Below are 15,588 nucleotides of genomic sequence, written 5' to 3'. Positions count from 1 at the left end.
GGCGGCCATGTCGGGCGCCATCACGGCACGGCGCGATATTGCGCCGTCATAACATCTTTTTGCGACCGAATGCCCCGGGTCTTCTTGGCGCGGTGCGAAACCCGGGCGGGCCGGCCCTAGCCACGCCACCCCGCTTCCTGCAGGTCGATCATGGCCGGCGACGCGCAGAGCCGCAGCAGGGCGTCGTTGATGGCCGGTGCCGGCAGCGCCAGCGGCAGCACGGTGCCGCGTCCGGTGGCGCGCACGCGCTCCGCCTGCGCGCCGATATCGAAGCAGACGGCGTTCAGGCCGGCCCGCCAGGCCAGGGTCAGCGTGAAGCACCAGGTCTCCGGCCAGATCGACGGCAGCCAGGCGAGGTCGCATCGCTGCTCGCGGACCAGGGCGACCGCTTCCGCCTCGCGGTAGGCGCCGGTCACCTCGGAGCAGCCCGCTTCCAGCAGCGCGGCGTCGTCACGGGTCGATCCGACCAGGATGAAGTCCAGCTCCAGGTCGCGGCGGTTGCGGTCGCCAAGGCAGGCCAGCAGCACGTCGTAGCCCTTCTCCCGGCCGATGCCGCCGATGAGGCAGATCCTCGCGCGCGGCACGGCTCCCCGATGCAGGCGGAGCCGCGGCGGGGCACGGTCCGCGAAATCCTGCAGCGACACCGCCGGACGGTCCGCTTCCCAGGCCAGCAGCTCCGGCCGCACCGCCGTGAAGTGGCGCGCGATCCGCACGCACGCATCGATCGAAGGCGCCACCACCCGGCGCGCCCGCACGAATTCCGCAAGCGAGCGTTCATACAGGTCGGCGGGGGCAATCGCCTCGCCGAGCAGGCTGCCCTGCAGCGCGATGCAGGCATCGCAGCCGGCAAGGTCGGGTTCGCCGCAATAGCGCCCGGTCGGCCCGACCAGGGCGATACGCGCGCAGAAGGAGGCATAGTCGTGGATCACCATGTCGAACGGCAGGCCGAGCCGGTCGCACAGCGTGCGCAGCACCGGATGATGGCCGAGGAAATGGTGCCATTCCGCATGCACCAGCCCCTCCCCGGCCAGCAGCTCCACCAGCAGGTCGATCTCCTGCGGCAGCCGGAACACCAGGTTCGGCGTCGCGTGGCGGTCGGGCGCATCCGCCTGCGGCACATCGACCAGGCAGCCGCCACCCACCGGACGCAACACGACCGGCCGCAGTCCCCGCCTGGCGATCGACGCCGCCCGTTCGGCCACGATGCGCGATACCCCGCCGGTCTCGTCGTGGGTGATGAGCAGCACGCCGGCGGGCGGCGAGCCGCGGCCGGCAACGAAGCGCCGCCGGTCGATCCGGCGCCGCGACCGGGCAAGCGGATCGGCGGCGATATGCGCCTCGACGAGGGCGTCGTAGCCGGGATGCAGCCGGTTCAGCGTTGCCAGGTTGCGCCGCATGAGCGCGGTGCGCGCGGCGCCGACCGCCACTTCGAACGAGGCCTGGCCGACATGGCCGACATAGATGCCGGTGGCGGCGACATGCCGCCAGCCGCGCGCCGCCGAACGCAGGCAGAACTCGTTCTCCTCGGCGTAGCCCTGCGCGAACAGGTCGGTGCGAAAGACGCCGCCGCCCCGTGCGCTGTCCTGCAGGCAGTCGCGCCGGAGATAGAGGCAGTAGCCGTGCCCGGTCGGCACATCGATGACCTCGCCGCCATTGGCTGCAGCCGCCAGGGCCATCAGGGCGGCGACGCCGGCCTGGTCCGGCAACGGGTTGCCACCGCCGCGGTCGGGATAGCTGAAGATGCTGGCGTCGTTGGAGAGCGGGGTGACGCTGCCGATGTCGGGCGCGCTGTAGGCCGCCGTACGCAGCGCCTCGATGGCGCCCGGCGGCACCAGCGTGTCGCTGTTGAGCAGCATCACGTCACGGCGAGCGCAGGCGGCGATGCCGGCATTGGCGGCGCCGGGATATCCGAGGGTGCGGGGCAGCCGGATCAGCACGATCGCGCCCTCGGCGGCGAGCACGTCCAGCGCCCGCGCAAGAGCGGGTTCCGGCCCGGCATCGTCCACCACGACGATGCGCCCGGCATCGGACCGCCGCGAGGCGCGCACGCTGGCGATGCAGGCCAGTGTGCAATCCAGGCCGCCATGCACCGGGATCACCACGTCCGGGCCGGGCGCCGGCGGCCGGGATGCCGGTTGCCGCGCCGGGCCTTCGATCTGCCGCACGGGGATCCGGGTCTGCCGCACGAGGCCGGGGCGCCACGACCGGCGCAGCGCCGGGGTGATCGGGCTGCCGGTCAGTTCCCTGCCATCATCCCCGAACAGCCGCACGGTTCCCTCCGGCAGAGCCGAGAACGGGATGGAGAGCGCACGCGGACGGGTGAGCGGCGCCTCAGACTCGATCGCTTCGGCGACCGCCTCCAGCCGATGCCGGATCAGCGTGCCGTCCGCGGCCTCGATGGTCAGCAGCGGCGCGCGCTCCGCCTCGCCCGGATGCCATAGCCAGCCTTGCAGCAGCCTGCCGCCATCGAGGCATTCGACGAAGCCCTCGCAGCGCAGGATCGAGCCGATGTCGAGCGGGCTGCCGAGCAGCGCCACACCCCGTCGCCTCACCTCGATGCGGCGCGCGCTGCGCCAGTCCGGCGGCAGGCGCGCGACGGGCGCGCCATCCACCAGGACCTCGACCACCGGGCCCTGCGCGAAGGCGTCGGCGCCGTCGGCCAGCAGCCGGCCGCTGCCGTCGAGCCCGCACCAGCCGGGCCATCCGGCGTCGCGTGCAATGGCGTCCATCCCCGCCAGCAGCCACCCGGCGGGGGCATGGCGGGACAGCGCCCGGGACAACGCCCGGGCGGCGTCCCGTTGCGCGCCCACCCGGTGCAGGGCGGTCGCCAGCGCCGTCCCACCCTCGCGGAAGTCGTAGCGGCGCAACAGCCGGTTCAGCAGGTCCGCGGCGCCGGCCGCATCGCCGGTCAGCAGCCGCGACATGGCCAGAGCGAACTCCACCTGCGGAGCGCCGCCACTGATCCGCCGCGACCGCTCGAACCAGCGCCGGGCGCCGTCGTCATCGCCGGATGCGATGGCGGCCTGGCCGTGCAGGAACGCCGCCTGCGCCTGCTCCTGGGTCCAGCTCCGCCACTTCGCCCGGTGCGCCGCGGTGACCCGCGCTACCCGCAGGCGCATCGGGGATCGACCGATGCGCCCTGCCGGGCCAGCCTCAGTGTCCCGAGGCGGAGCGGACCACCTGGGCCGCCGGGCGCTCGCCCTCCGCCGGGGCCGCCGCCGGCTCGCCCAGCCGCGCCAGCTCCGCCTCGGCCTGCGCGTTGCCCTGCGACCTGGCGCGCTGCAGCCAGGTGCGTGCCTGCGGGATGTCGGTCTCGCCGGCGACGCCGCGGGCGAGGTAGCGGCCCAGCATCAGCTGCGCCTTGGCGTGCCCGCGCTCCGCCGCCTGCCGGAAGAAGCCCTGCGCCACCACCCGGTTCTCCGGAATCTCATGGCCGCCGCCATGCATCGCGCCGACCGAGAACAGCGCATTGACGTTGCCGGTCGCCGCTGCACGCTCGAACATCTCCAGCGCCGCCGCATGGTCGCGGTCGCCGCCGCGCCCGGCCAGCAGCAGCTCCGCATAGGCCAGCTGCGCATCCACCATGCCGGACTCGGCGGCGCGTGCGATCCAGTGCCGGCCCTCCTTCAGGTCGACCTCGACGCCGCGTCCCTCGGCGAGCATGCGTCCATACCAGTACTGCGCGTTGACAACGCCGTCGGCGGCACGGCGCAGCCACAGCGCCGCCTTGCGCTCGTCGCGCTCGACGCCGACGCCTTCGGCCAGGCAGACCCCGAAGTTGAACGCCGCCACCAGGTCGCCACCGGCCGCCGCCTTCTCGAAGCGTTCGCGGGTGGCGACGCGGTCGGCCTCTGCGTCAACGCCGTCATGGCCCATCACCAGGTTGGCCAGATCGACCTGCGCCGCATGGTCGCCGGCCTCGGCGGAGCGGCGGAACCAGCGCGCCGCCTCGTCCGGATCGCGCTGCACGCCCGCCCCGGTCAGGTAGAGCAGGCCGAGCGCGCGGGACGCCGCGGCGTGTCCGGCCTCCGCGGCGCGGCCATACCAGCCGGCAGCCTCGGCATAGTTCGGCGGCAGGTCGCCGCCCTTGGCATACAGGTCGCCGATCAGCGCGGCCGCCTCGCCGTCGCCGGCCAGCGCCGCCTTGCGCAGCCAGGTTTCGCCGCCGACCACGTCGCGCTGGACGCCGCGCCCCTGCATCAACGCCAGCCCGTAGCGCGCCTGCCCGGAGCGCACGCCCTTCTCGGCCGCCTGCCGGTACAGGTTGGTGGCGGCGGCGAGGTCCTGCTGCACGCCGGCGCCGCGCTCGGTCATCACGCCGAGCAGGTAGATCGCGGTGGCAAGCCCGCCGGCGGCCGCCTTGGTCAGCTCGATGGCGGCCTGCTGCTGGATCTCCGGGTCTTCCGCACGGGCGAGCAACGCAAGCCCGAGGCCGAGCGCGCCCTGCGCCGAGCCGGCGGCGGCCGACTGGCGATACCAGTGGCCGGCCTTCTCGAGATCGCGCAGCTCTTCCGGGCCGGAGGTCAGGATGTAGCCGTACAGCGCCTGCCCGTCGGGAGACCCCGCCTTCGCCGCCCGCTCCGCCCAGTAGGCTGCCTGGATGAAATCGGCGCGGGCGGTCTCCTGCTGCGGCGCCTGCGAGAACAGCGCCATCGTGCCGCCGCCGGCCGAGCCCAGGCCGAACAGGTGCAGCGTCGCCAGCACGAACTGTGCCTCGACCCAGCCGGCCTCGGCGGCGCGCTGCATCCAGCGTGCACCCTCCTCGCGGCTGACCGGCACCCCGGCGCCGTCCAGATAGGCGCGGCCGACCCGGAACTGCGCCTCCGGGATTCCGGCGGCGGCGGCTGCGGTCAGTGCAGCGAAGGCGCGCCTGGTGTCGCCGGCCTCGATCAGCTCAAGGCCGTACGCGAGTTTGCCGGCCGGCGAGAACAGCGACGCCAGGTAGTGTCGAAATAGACTGGCCATCCGAAACGTCGCCTCGCTGGGCCTGGTAATGCGTCGAGTGATCGATGGAACAAGGTCGCGGCCGGCGCTGCCCCCGGACGGCTAGGATGCTCAGGGTTCGCGCATGCCTTCGGTCGCCACCGGCAGCACGGAGCTGAGCAGGTAGCGCAGGATGGTGCGCTTGCCGACCTTGATGTCGGCGGTCACCGGCATGCCGGGCGTCGGGTGGAAGTAGTTCGGCACGCCGTGCAGGGTGTAGCCGTCGACGCGCAGGCGGATCCGGTAGTAGGTGTCCGGCGAGCCGCCGGGCATCGCGCTGCCCTGGCTGTCGCCGCCCTGCGACTGGCTGGCCTGCTGCTGATCCTTGGTGAAGCTGTCGGCGCTGACGTTGCGGACGGTCGCGGTGGCGCCGCCGTACTGGGTGTACGGGAAGGTCGCGAACTTGATCAGCGCCTGATCGCCTAGCTTCACGTAGCCGGAGTCGGAGCCCTTCAGCCTGGCCTCCACCTCCAGCGGCGCGTCGAGCGGCACCAGCGTGATGAACTGGGTCGCCGGGCTCAGCACCGAGCCGATCGACACCTTGGCGATGGTCAGCACCACGGCGTCGGCCTGGGCGCGCATCACCACCAGGCTCTGCCGCAGCACCGCCTTCTCCAGGTCGCCGCGCGCCTCGTAGTACTTGTGCTGGGCCTCGGAGAGGTCCTGGTAGATCTGCGCCTTCCAGTTCTGCACGAAGCCTTCCTGCTCGGCGACCATCGCCGACAGCTTGCCGCGCGCGCCGGCGGCGTTCTCCTGCGCGGTCACCTGCGAGCGCTGCATCTCCATCAGGTCGTCCTGCGCCGACAGCGACGACAGCCGGCTGCCGACCTGGTCGCGCTGCAGCTGGACGCGCATGTTGCGCACGTCCTTGGCCAGCTTGACGCGGCCGGCATACATCGCCGCCGACGCCTGGTAGCCGGTGACATCCGACCGCAGCGCGCTGATCTGCTGGGTGTAGTTGTTGAGCTTGGCGCGGAACTCGGCCTGGCGGCGCATGTACGCGGCGGCTTCAGCGGTGGAGGCCGGGTTGGCGAGGTCGGCCCGGAACAGTGTCCCCGCCGCCTCCGCCTGCAGCCGGTTCACCTGCGCCTCGTAGGCATAGGTCTGGGCGCGCAGGTTGTTCTCGTCGGCGCCGGCGATGGTCGGGTCGAGATGCGCGAGCACCTGGCCCTTGTGCACCACCTCGCCTTCCTTGACGTCGATCGACTTCACGATCGCGGTCTCCAGCGGCTGCACCAGCATGGTGCGCGCCGTGGAGACCAGCTCGCCGGGCGTGGTGACCACGCGGTCCAGCGGGAAGGTGCCCATCACCGTCAGCATGGTGATCGCCAGCGCGCCCACGATCCAGATGATCCAACGCGCCACCGGCAACGGCGGCATCGCCACCAGGGCGGCGCTCGGCGAGTGGAATTCGAGAAGCGCCTGCGGCAGCTCCTCCTCGCGCATGCGGCGGCGCGGCGGACGCTTCGGGCTATCGGGGCGGCCGGGAACGGGGCCGCCGGCGGTGACGAGATCCTTGCTGGCCATGGCTCAGTCTCCCTCTGCCAGCAGCGGGGCGGGTGTCACCCGCTTGTTGCCCTGCGGATCGAGATGGCGGTTCTGCTGCAGCCAGAGCTGGCGGTAGATGGCGCAGCGCTCGACCAGCACCTCGTGCGGCGCGAGGTCGGCGACCTTGCCGCGCTCCATCACCAGGATCAGGTCGCAATCGACCAGCGACGACAACCGGTGCGACACGATGATCATCGTGCGGCCCTTGCTGATGCGCTTGAGGTTGGCGTTCACCAGCGCCTCGCTTTCCGGATCGAGCGCCGAGGTCGCCTCGTCCAGGATCATCAGCTTGGGATCGGTGATCACCGCGCGCGCGATGGCGAGGCGCTGCCGCTGACCGCCGGAGATGTTGGTCGAGCCCTCCTCGATCCAGGTCTCGTAGCCGCCGGGCATGCGCTCGATGAACTCCTCGGCGCCGGCGAGGCGGGCGGCGCGCACCGCATCCTCCAGCGTCAGGCCCGGGCGATTGGCGGTGATGTTGTCACGGATGGTGCCGCGGAAGAGGAAGTTGTCCTGCAGCACCACGCCGAACGACTTGCGCAGATGCGTCAGGTTGATCTCGCGCAGGTCGACGCCGTCGAGCTTGAGGAAGCCGGTGTAGTTGCGGCTGACGCCCTGCAGCAGGCGGGTGAGGGTCGACTTGCCGGAGCCGGACCGCCCGACGATGCCGAGCGAGGTGCCGGCGGGGATCTCGAAGTTGACCTCGTCCAGCGCCTTGGTGCTGCCGGCCGGGTAGGTGAAGTTGACGTCCTCGAACGACAGCGCACCCTCGATGCGCGGACGCATGCCGTTGGTCAGCGCCTTGGTCTCGGTCGGCTGGTTCAGCACCGCACCCGCCTCGCCGAGCGCCGAGCGCACCTCGGTGAATTCCTCAAGCAGCTTGGCCAGCGAGACGAGTGGCGAGGCGACGCGGCCGCCCAGCATCATGAAGGCGACCAGCCCGCCGGCGCCGAGCGTGCTGCTGCCGGTCAGCAGCAGGTAGGCGCCGACCAGGATCACGCCGCGGCTGATGAACATCTCGAGTGGCATCGACAGCGTCGACGGCCAGTTCGCCATCCGCCCGGCATCGAGCTTGGCGCGCACCACGTCGGCGGTGGCGACGTCCCACTCGACGCGGCGCGACGGCTCCAGCGCCAGGGTCTTCAGCGTGCGTATGCCGGCGACGCTTTCGTACATGATGTTGGCGCGGCGCATCTCGGCGGCGATCACGCGGCCGATCAGGCGGCCGACCGGGCCGATGAAGATCACCACCAGCAGGCCGATCAGCCCGGCGGCGGCCATCGTCATCCAGGCCAGCGTGGAGGACATGAAGAACAGGAACGGCAGGATTACCATCAGGGTGAACATGTCGAGGAAGGTGCTCATCAGCTTGCCGGTGATGAAGTCGCGCACCTTGTAGATCTGCGCCACGCGGCCGATCACGGTGCCGGCCTGCTGGCGCTCGAAATATTCCAGCGGCAGCGACAGCAGCCGCGAGAAGATCACCAGCGCGATGCGGCTGTCGAGCCGTGTGGAGAGCACCAGGACGATCTCGCGCCGTCCGTAGCTGAGCAGCGTCTCGTACGAGGTCAGCGTGAGGATGATCATCGAGATGGCGATCAGGGTGGCCATCGAATGATGGTTCACCACCTTGTCGATCACCTGCATGACGATCAGCGCGGGAAAGATCGTGAGCAGGGAAAGCACGACGGAGGCGATCGAGATGTCGCGCAGCGAGCGGCGCTCGCGCAGCACCATCCGCGTCAGCCAGGCGAGGTTGATCGGCGCCTCGTTCTCCGACTGGTTTCGGCTGCGCTGCACCAGCACGACGTCGCCGGTCCAGACCTGCGAGAGCCGCAACTCGTCGACGGCGACCGGAATATCGCCCTCGGTGCCCATCGGATCGCGCAGCCACACCACGCCGCGCGCGGGATCGGCGCCCACGAAAAGGCCGGCGCCGCCATCCTTGAAAATCAGCACGAAGGGCGGCGTGTTCGTCATGCGGACCAGGTAGCGGAACTTGAGCGACATCGCCTTGGCGACCATGCCCTGCTCGCTCAGCCACTGCACCAGGCTCGCCGGCGACGGGGTTACTTCGGTGATCGGGCCGCGATAGTCGGCGGCCACCAGTTCGGCGCCGTGGTAGCGCGCCGCCGCCATGATCGCGCGCAGGCGCACCAGACGACCGTCTACCTGCGCGCCCGCGCCGCCTGGCTCACCATGTGTCGCGCCACCAGTCGCGGACGAATTATCGCTGGTATGTGCCACGGGCTTCCCTCTGTACAACTCATCATCGCGGCTGAAACGACGTGGCGCGATGAACGCGGCCGCCAGCATGACCAGACCGGTCCGCAGCGCTGCCGGGATCAACCGGAACGAGCAATCCGGCGGCGAGCCTTAGCATGAAGGCCCGGTTTTTTCCGATAAAATTTCGCTACTGCGCCGCAATGACAGGATCTGCTTTGTCTAAAAAAATATATTGGCGCGATCGTTTCGACATTACTTATCGATCGTTGCGTCTGTCGCGACATAGCATCCCGAGAGGAACGGATCGGTTTCCAGCAGCATGCGCAACGATGCCGCCTCGTCAGGCAGCAGCACGGCGGTCACGCCACGGAAGAAGCCGATCTCGCCCTTCGCACGCGCCTGGAACAGGCTGGTCAGGATGCGCGCGAGTTCCGGGCGAGAGCAGCAGGCGCAGGCGGGGCCATGCGGGCCGGGCGCCGGTCCGGCCAGCCCCGCGGGCAGGCGCACCATGGCCGTCCAGCCGGGCACCGCCCCCGCCGGGAGCCCGGCGGACAGCAGCAGGGCCTGCCCGGAGCGCGGCAGGTCCGGGCAGCGTGGCAGGAAATCGACGGCGATGCGGGCGTCTATGAACAGGGTCGTGCTCCCGATACTGGACAGCGGGCGGCGCGCGGACCACAAGGTCCGCCCCACTTGCTCCGCCGCAAGCAATCCCGACCTGTGCCCATATGCTTGACGCTTGATCTGCCCGAGGCCGTGCCGTCATGACAAGACCCCACCTACTCGATGCCCTGCGCGACCAGGTGCTGCTGTGCGACGGCGGCATGGGCTCGCGGGTTCAAAGCCTGACGCTCGACGTCGAGGCGGACTACTGGAACCGCGAGAACTGCACCGAGGTGCTGAACCTGTCGCGGCCGGAGCTGGTGCGCGAGATCCATCGCGGCTACTTCGAGGCCGGCGCCGACATGGTCGAGACCAACAGCTTCGGCGGCTCGCCGATCACGCTGGCCGAGTTCGACCTCGAGGATCGCACCCACGAGATCAACCGCATCGCCGGCGAGCTGGCCCGCGAGGCGGCCGACAGCTTCTCGGACGGCCGCCACCGCTGGGTGATCGGCTCGATCGGCCCGGGCACCAAGCTGCCGAGCCTGGGCAACATCGCCTACGATCCGCTGGAGGCGGCCCTCGCCGCGCAATGCCGCGGCCTGATCGCCGGCGGCGTCGATGCGCTGCTGATCGAGACCTGCCAGGACACGCTGCAGATCAAGGCGGCCGTCAACGGCGCCAAGCTGGCCCGCCTGGAAGCCGGCACCGACACCCCGATCTTCGTGCAGGTCACCGTCGAGACCACCGGCACCCTGCTGGTTGGCCCCGACATCGCGGCGGCGGCCACCACCATCCACGCCCTCGACGTGCCGCTGCTCGGACTGAACTGCGCCACCGGGCCGCAGGAGATGGCCGAGCACGTCCGCTGGCTGGCCACCAACTGGCCCGGCCTGCTGTCGGTGCAGCCCAATGCCGGCCTGCCGGAGCTGGTGAACGGGCAGACGCATTATCCCCTGGGAGCCGCCGAGATGGCGTCCTGGGTGGAGCGCTTCATCGCCGAGGACGGGCTCAACCTGATCGGCGGCTGCTGCGGCACCTCGACCCCGCATATCCAGGCGATGGACGCCATGCTGCGCAAGCGCGCCGGCAGCGGCTCCCGGCCGGTCCCCGTGAAGCGATCGCCGGTCTGGGTGCCGTCGGTGGCCAGCCTGTACAGCCAGGTGCCGTTGCGCCAGGAGAACAGCTACTTCTCGATCGGCGAGCGTTGCAACGCCAACGGCTCGCGCAAGTGGCGCGAACTGCAGGAGACCGGCGACTGGGACGGCTGCGTGTCGGTCGGGCGCGAGCAGGTCGCCGAGGGCTCCAACAGCCTCGACATCTGCACCGCCTTCGTCGGCCGCGACGAGGTCGCCGAGATGAACGAGGTGATCACACGTTTCACCAGCAGCGTGAATGCGCCGCTGGTGATCGACAGCACCGAGACCAACGTCATCGAGGCGGCGCTCAAGCTGCATGGCGGCAAGCCGATCATCAACTCGATCAATTTCGAGGATGGCGAGCAGGCCGCCGCCGACCGGCTGATCCTGGCCAAGAAGTTCGGCGCCGCGGTGATCGCGCTGACCATCGACGAGGAGGGCATGGCCAAGACCCCGGAGCGCAAGCTCGCGGTGGCGACGCGCCTGGTCGAGTTCGCCTGCGACAAGCACGGCCTGCCGCAATCGGACCTGCTGATCGACCCCCTCACCTTCACGGTGGCGACCGGGTCCGAGGACGACCGCAAGCTCGGCGAGTGGACCATCGAGGGCATCAGGCTGATCCGGAAGAAATACCCCGACATCCAGATCATCCTCGGCCTGTCCAACATCTCGTTCGGACTGAATGCCGCCGCGCGCGCGGTGCTGAACTCGGTGTTCCTCGACCATGCGGTGCGGGCCGGCATGTCCGGCGCGATCGTGCATGTCAGCAAGATCCGCCCGCTGCACCTGCTCGCCGCCGAGGAGGTTCAGGTCGCCGAGGACCTGATCTACGACCGCAGGCGCGAAGACTACGATCCGCTGCAGCGGCTGCTCGAGCTGTTCGCCGACCGCAAGCTGGCCGACGTCGCCAAGAAGGGCCGTGCCGAGACCGTCGAGGAGCGGCTGCGCGACCGCATCGTCGATGGCGATCGCAAGGGGCTGGAGGCCGAGCTCGACCTCGCGATGCTGACCAACAAGCCCTTGGACATCATCAACACCATCCTGCTCGACGGCATGAAGACGGTGGGCGAGCTGTTCGGCTCGGGCAAGATGCAGCTGCCGTTCGTGCTGCAGTCCGCCGAGACCATGAAGGCCGCGGTGGCGCATCTCGAGCCGCACATGGAGCGCGTCGAGGGCCAGGAGCGCGGCACCATCGTGCTGGCCACGGTGAAGGGCGACGTGCACGACATCGGCAAGAACCTGGTCGACATCATCCTGACCAACAACGGCTACCGGGTGGTCAACCTCGGCATCAAGGTGCCGCTCGCCGACATGGTGGCGGCCGTGAAGAAGGAGCGCGCGCACGCCATCGGCATGTCCGGGCTGCTGGTGAAATCCACCGTGGTGATGCGCGAGAACCTCGAGGAGATGGCGCGCCAGGGGCTCGATATCCCGGTGCTGCTGGGCGGGGCCGCGCTGACCCGCAACTATGTCGAGGAGGATTGCGTCGCCGCGTATGGCACGTCGGGGCGCGTCGCCTATGCGCGCGACGCCTTCGATGGTCTCGGGCTGATGGACAAGGTCAGCACCGGCGGCTTCGATGACTACCTGGCGGCGCTGAAATCGCGGCGCGGCAACAAGGCGCGGGCGAACAAGCGGGAGCCGGAGCAGCAGGAGAACCGCGGCTTCGCGCCGGTCGACGTGGCCGCCGTGCAGGCACGCCGGCGCGGCCTCAATGCCGGCCTCGATCCGGTGGAGCCGCCGTTCTGGGGACCGCGCACCATCGAGGCGACGCCCGAGGCGGTGCTGCCGTTCCTCAATGAGCGCAGCCTGTACCAGTTCCAGTGGGGCTTCCGGAAGCAGGGCCGCTCCCTGGAGGAGTTCCTCGGCTGGGCCAAGCAGGAGCTTCGCCCGGTGCTGCGGCGTATGCTGGCACTGGCCAATGCCGAGCAGATCCTGCGGCCGCAGGCGGTGTACGGCTACTGGAAGGCGGCCGGACAGGGCAACGACCTGATCCTGTTCGAGCCGGACGGCAGCACCGAGGTGGCGCGCTTCACGCTGCCCCGCCAGCCACGCGAGGACGGCGCCTGCATCGCCGATTTCGTGCGTGACATCGACGACAACGTGCGCGACGTGATCGGCCTGCAGGTGGTGACCGTCGGCCAGAAGGCGTCCGACATCGCGCGAGACTGGTTCGAGGGCAACCGCTACCAGGACTACCTCTACCTGCACGGCCTGTCGGTCGAGATGGCGGAAGCGATGGCGGAGTATGCCCACAAGCGGATGCGCGCCGAGCTGGGCTACTCGTCCGAGGACGACCGCGACATGGACAAGCTGCTGCAGCAGGGCTACCGCGGCTCGCGCTACTCGTTCGGCTATCCGGCCTGCCCGAAGCTGGAGGACCAGGTGCCGCTGCTCGGCCTGCTGGAGGCGGAACGGGTCGGCGTCACGCTGTCGGACGGCTACCAGCTGCACCCCGAGCAATCGACCAGCGCGCTGGTGATCCTGAACCCGCACGCGAAGTACTTCACGGTTTGACCCCGGCCACGGCGCCCGCCACCGCCGGCGTGGAAGCCTCCGAGCGGGCCTTCACCATGCTCTGGAACGCCGCGCTGCACGAGGCGACCCGGCAGGATCTCTCGGCGCCGATCCTGATCGCCCGCGTCGCCCGGGAGGCCGGCATCGAGGCGATGGCCTGCGTCGGCGCCGCGGTCACCCATGACCGGGCGGCGCTGATCGGGCATTCGGCGGAACTGGTCGGCATGCTGACCCTGCTGTGGGCCACTGCCGGGGTGGAGCCGGAGGAGATCTGGACCGAGCTGCACAAGCGCGAGCGGATCGGCACCCTGCTGCACGAGATGGCCTACAAGCCGGGCCGCCCGAAACGGCGGCTGACCCGGCCCTGGCGGGTCGACAGCACCAAGCTGCCCTGAGCGAACGATCCGGCCGATGAGCACCAGAGCGGCCAGCCCGGCCGTCCCCGGCGGCAAGCTCCGGCGCGAGCTGGTGATCGCCGCGATGCTGATCTCGAGCTTCATGGCGGCGATCGAGGTCACCGTGATCAGCACCGCCATGCCCACCATCGTGGCCCGCCTCGGTGGCTTCAGCCTGTTCTCCTGGGCGTTCGGCGCCTACCTGCTGACCCAGGCGGTGGTGACGCCGATCTACGGCCGGTGCGCCGACAGCTTCGGCCGCAAGCCGGTCTATCTCGCGAGCGCCGCCCTGTTCCTGGCCGGCTCGCTGTTGTGCGGCTGCGCGTGGAGCATGCCCTCGCTGATCCTGTTCCGCGCCATGCAGGGGATCGGCGGCGGCGGCCTGGTCCCGCTCGCCACCACCATCATCGGCGACGTCTCGGAACCGGCCGACCGGCCGCGCATGATGGGCTACGTCTCCGGCATCTGGGGCATCTCCGCCATCGTCGGCCCGCTGCTCGGCGCCTTCTTCGTGAACTCGCCGGGCGGGGTCTTCGGCTGGCCGTTCGTGTTCTGGATCAACCTGCCGATCGGCCTCGCTGCGATGGCGATGGTCGTGCGCTACCTGCATGAGCCGCCGCGCACCGGCCGCCACCGGCCGATCGACATCCCCGGCGCCGGGCTGCTGATCATCGGGATCGGTCTCGTCATGCTGGTGCTGGTGCAGGCGCAGACGCTCGCTGCCGCCAGGATCGCGGGCCTGCTCGGCGCCGGTGTGCTGGCCCTGCTGGCGTTCGCCTGGCGCGAGCGCCGGCTGGACGACCCGCTGCTGCCGGCGCATCTGCTGCGCCGGCGCACCATCCTCGCCGCCACCCTTTCGGCCGCTCTCTGCGGCGGCGTGATGCTGGGCATCACCGCCTCGCTGCCGACCTGGGTGCAGGGTGTCGCCGGCGGCAATGCCTTGTCGGCCGGGATCGTCCTAGGGGTGCTGTGCGTCTGCTGGACCTCGACCACCATGCTGCTGAGCCGGAGACTGGCCCGGCTGCGGGTCCGCCCCGTCGCCATCGCGGGCTCGGTCGCGCTGCTCGCGGGCAGCCTCGGATTGCTGGGCATCGGCGCCGGGCACAGCCTGCTGTGGCTCGACCTGTGCTGCTGCGCGCTCGGCGTCGGGCTTTCCATCAACAGCCTGGTCTTCACCATCGCGGTGCAGTCCGGTGTCGCCCGCGCCGACCGCGGCCGGGCGATGGCGCTGTTCTATTTCAGCCGCCTGATCGGCCAGGCGCTCGGCGCCACCGCGTTCGGCGGCCTGCTGAACCACGGCCTGTCAGTCCGTGCTCCCGATGACCACACGATCGTCGGCGTCCTCGTCGATGCCGGGCAGCGGTCCTCCCTTCCTGCGCCGCATCTGCATCGCCTGGTCGGTGCGCTGGCTCACGCGCTGCACGCCGACTTCTACCTTGCCGTGGCGCTGAGCGCGGCCGTGCTGCTGGTCGCCCTGCTGGTGCCGCGCCGGGAGCGGCTGGGCCAGGAGGCATAGCGGCCAAGCCGATGCGGGACTGGTGCAATGCACGGTGCGGGGCGATATACCCGGCGCGCCGGGCCGGGGATGGCCCAAGCTTGGACGGGGCGGCATGAACTGGGTCGATGCGGTGATGCTGGCGTTCGTTGCGCTCTCGGTACTGGTCGGGCTGCTGCGCGGCCTCGCGCGCGAGATGCTCGGGTTGGCGGCCTGGATCGTCGCGGCGCTGCTCGCCACCCATTACTACGGCGTGGCGCTGCCGCTCGCCGGCCGGCTGGTCGATGATGGCCTGATCGCCGACGTGCTGGCCTTCACCGTCGTGTTCGTCGCCATCCTGATCGGCCTGTCGATCGCCGCCACGCTGCTGAGCCGGCTGGTCCGGCTGTCGCTGCTGGGCGGCATCGACCGCGCGCTCGGCGCCGCCTTCGGGCTGGCGAGGGGTGGCGCCCTGCTGGTGCTGGCCTACATCCTGTTTGCCGTCGTGCTTCCGCCGCCGGATTGGCCGTCGCCGGTGCGCCAGGCGGCGGCGCTCCCATATCTGGACCAGGGCGCGCATTATGCCATTGCCCGCGCGCCGGTCCGCTGGCGCAGCATGCTGCCGGAGATCGGTCCGCAGAACGCGCCCGATGGCGGCACAGTCGATACCGGGCTTGCGACCGGTCGGACCAAGGAGAGTTTCTGA

General features: G+C 70.5%; 9 protein-coding genes. 4 read left to right on the top strand and 5 right to left on the bottom strand.

Translation table 11 applies throughout. From position 1 onward, the window contains the following. Nucleotides 1–116 precede the first annotated feature (116 nt). The 5 genes from FE263_RS08280 to FE263_RS08260 all read right to left on the bottom strand — a co-directional run bounded on the left by FE263_RS08280 (nt 117) and on the right by FE263_RS08260 (nt 9,447). On the bottom strand, nt 117–3,119 hold the full coding sequence (locus FE263_RS08280) for a glycosyltransferase (protein WP_138325462.1): 3,003 nt from the start codon (nt 3,117–3,119) through the stop codon (nt 117–119). A gap of 34 nt (nt 3,120–3,153) precedes the next feature. Continuing rightward, the gene (locus FE263_RS08275; protein WP_138325461.1) at nt 3,154–4,965 is read right to left on the bottom strand and encodes an SEL1-like repeat protein; all 1,812 of its coding nucleotides are present in this window, start codon (nt 4,963–4,965) and stop codon (nt 3,154–3,156) included. A 90-nt stretch (nt 4,966–5,055) separates the two neighbouring features. Beyond that, nucleotides 5,056–6,510, bottom strand: a complete 1,455-nt coding sequence (locus tag FE263_RS08270) for an HlyD family type I secretion periplasmic adaptor subunit (protein ID WP_138325460.1) — start codon at nt 6,508–6,510, stop codon at nt 5,056–5,058. A gap of 3 nt (nt 6,511–6,513) precedes the next feature. Beyond that, a complete protein-coding gene (locus tag FE263_RS08265) occupies nt 6,514–8,670 on the bottom strand; it encodes a peptidase domain-containing ABC transporter (RefSeq protein ID WP_138325719.1) in 2,157 nt (718 codons plus the stop codon). Between the two features lie 339 nt (nt 8,671–9,009). After that, nucleotides 9,010–9,447 (bottom strand): hypothetical protein, encoded by a 438-nt coding sequence (locus FE263_RS08260; RefSeq protein ID WP_171034002.1) that lies wholly within the window; start codon nt 9,445–9,447, stop codon nt 9,010–9,012. A gap of 71 nt (nt 9,448–9,518) precedes the next feature. Here FE263_RS08260 and metH point away from each other — a divergent pair, with 71 nt between their 5' ends. The 4 genes from metH to FE263_RS08240 all read left to right on the top strand — a co-directional run bounded on the left by metH (nt 9,519) and on the right by FE263_RS08240 (nt 15,588). Further along, nucleotides 9,519–13,013, top strand: a complete 3,495-nt coding sequence (gene metH / locus FE263_RS08255) for a methionine synthase (protein ID WP_138325458.1) — start codon at nt 9,519–9,521, stop codon at nt 13,011–13,013. Next, a complete protein-coding gene (locus tag FE263_RS08250; RefSeq protein WP_138325457.1) occupies nt 13,010–13,408 on the top strand; it encodes a nucleoside triphosphate pyrophosphohydrolase family protein in 399 nt (132 codons plus the stop codon). The genes metH and FE263_RS08250 overlap by 4 nt, the downstream gene beginning before the upstream one ends. 16 nt (nt 13,409–13,424) lie before the next feature. After that, on the top strand, nt 13,425–14,924 hold the full coding sequence (locus FE263_RS08245) for an MFS transporter (RefSeq protein ID WP_138325456.1): 1,500 nt from the start codon (nt 13,425–13,427) through the stop codon (nt 14,922–14,924). A gap of 94 nt (nt 14,925–15,018) precedes the next feature. Continuing rightward, nucleotides 15,019–15,588 carry a CvpA family protein gene (locus tag FE263_RS08240; protein WP_138325455.1) on the top strand — a complete coding sequence of 190 codons (570 nt, stop codon included), beginning with the start codon at nt 15,019–15,021 and terminating at the stop codon, nt 15,586–15,588.

This window comes from Lichenicoccus roseus, assembly GCF_005844085.1.
In the GTDB taxonomy this organism is placed as follows: domain Bacteria; phylum Pseudomonadota; class Alphaproteobacteria; order Acetobacterales; family Acetobacteraceae; genus Lichenicoccus; species Lichenicoccus roseus.
The sequence above is the reverse complement of the archived record's forward strand: the minus strand, read 5'-3'. Positions and strand labels throughout refer to the sequence as shown.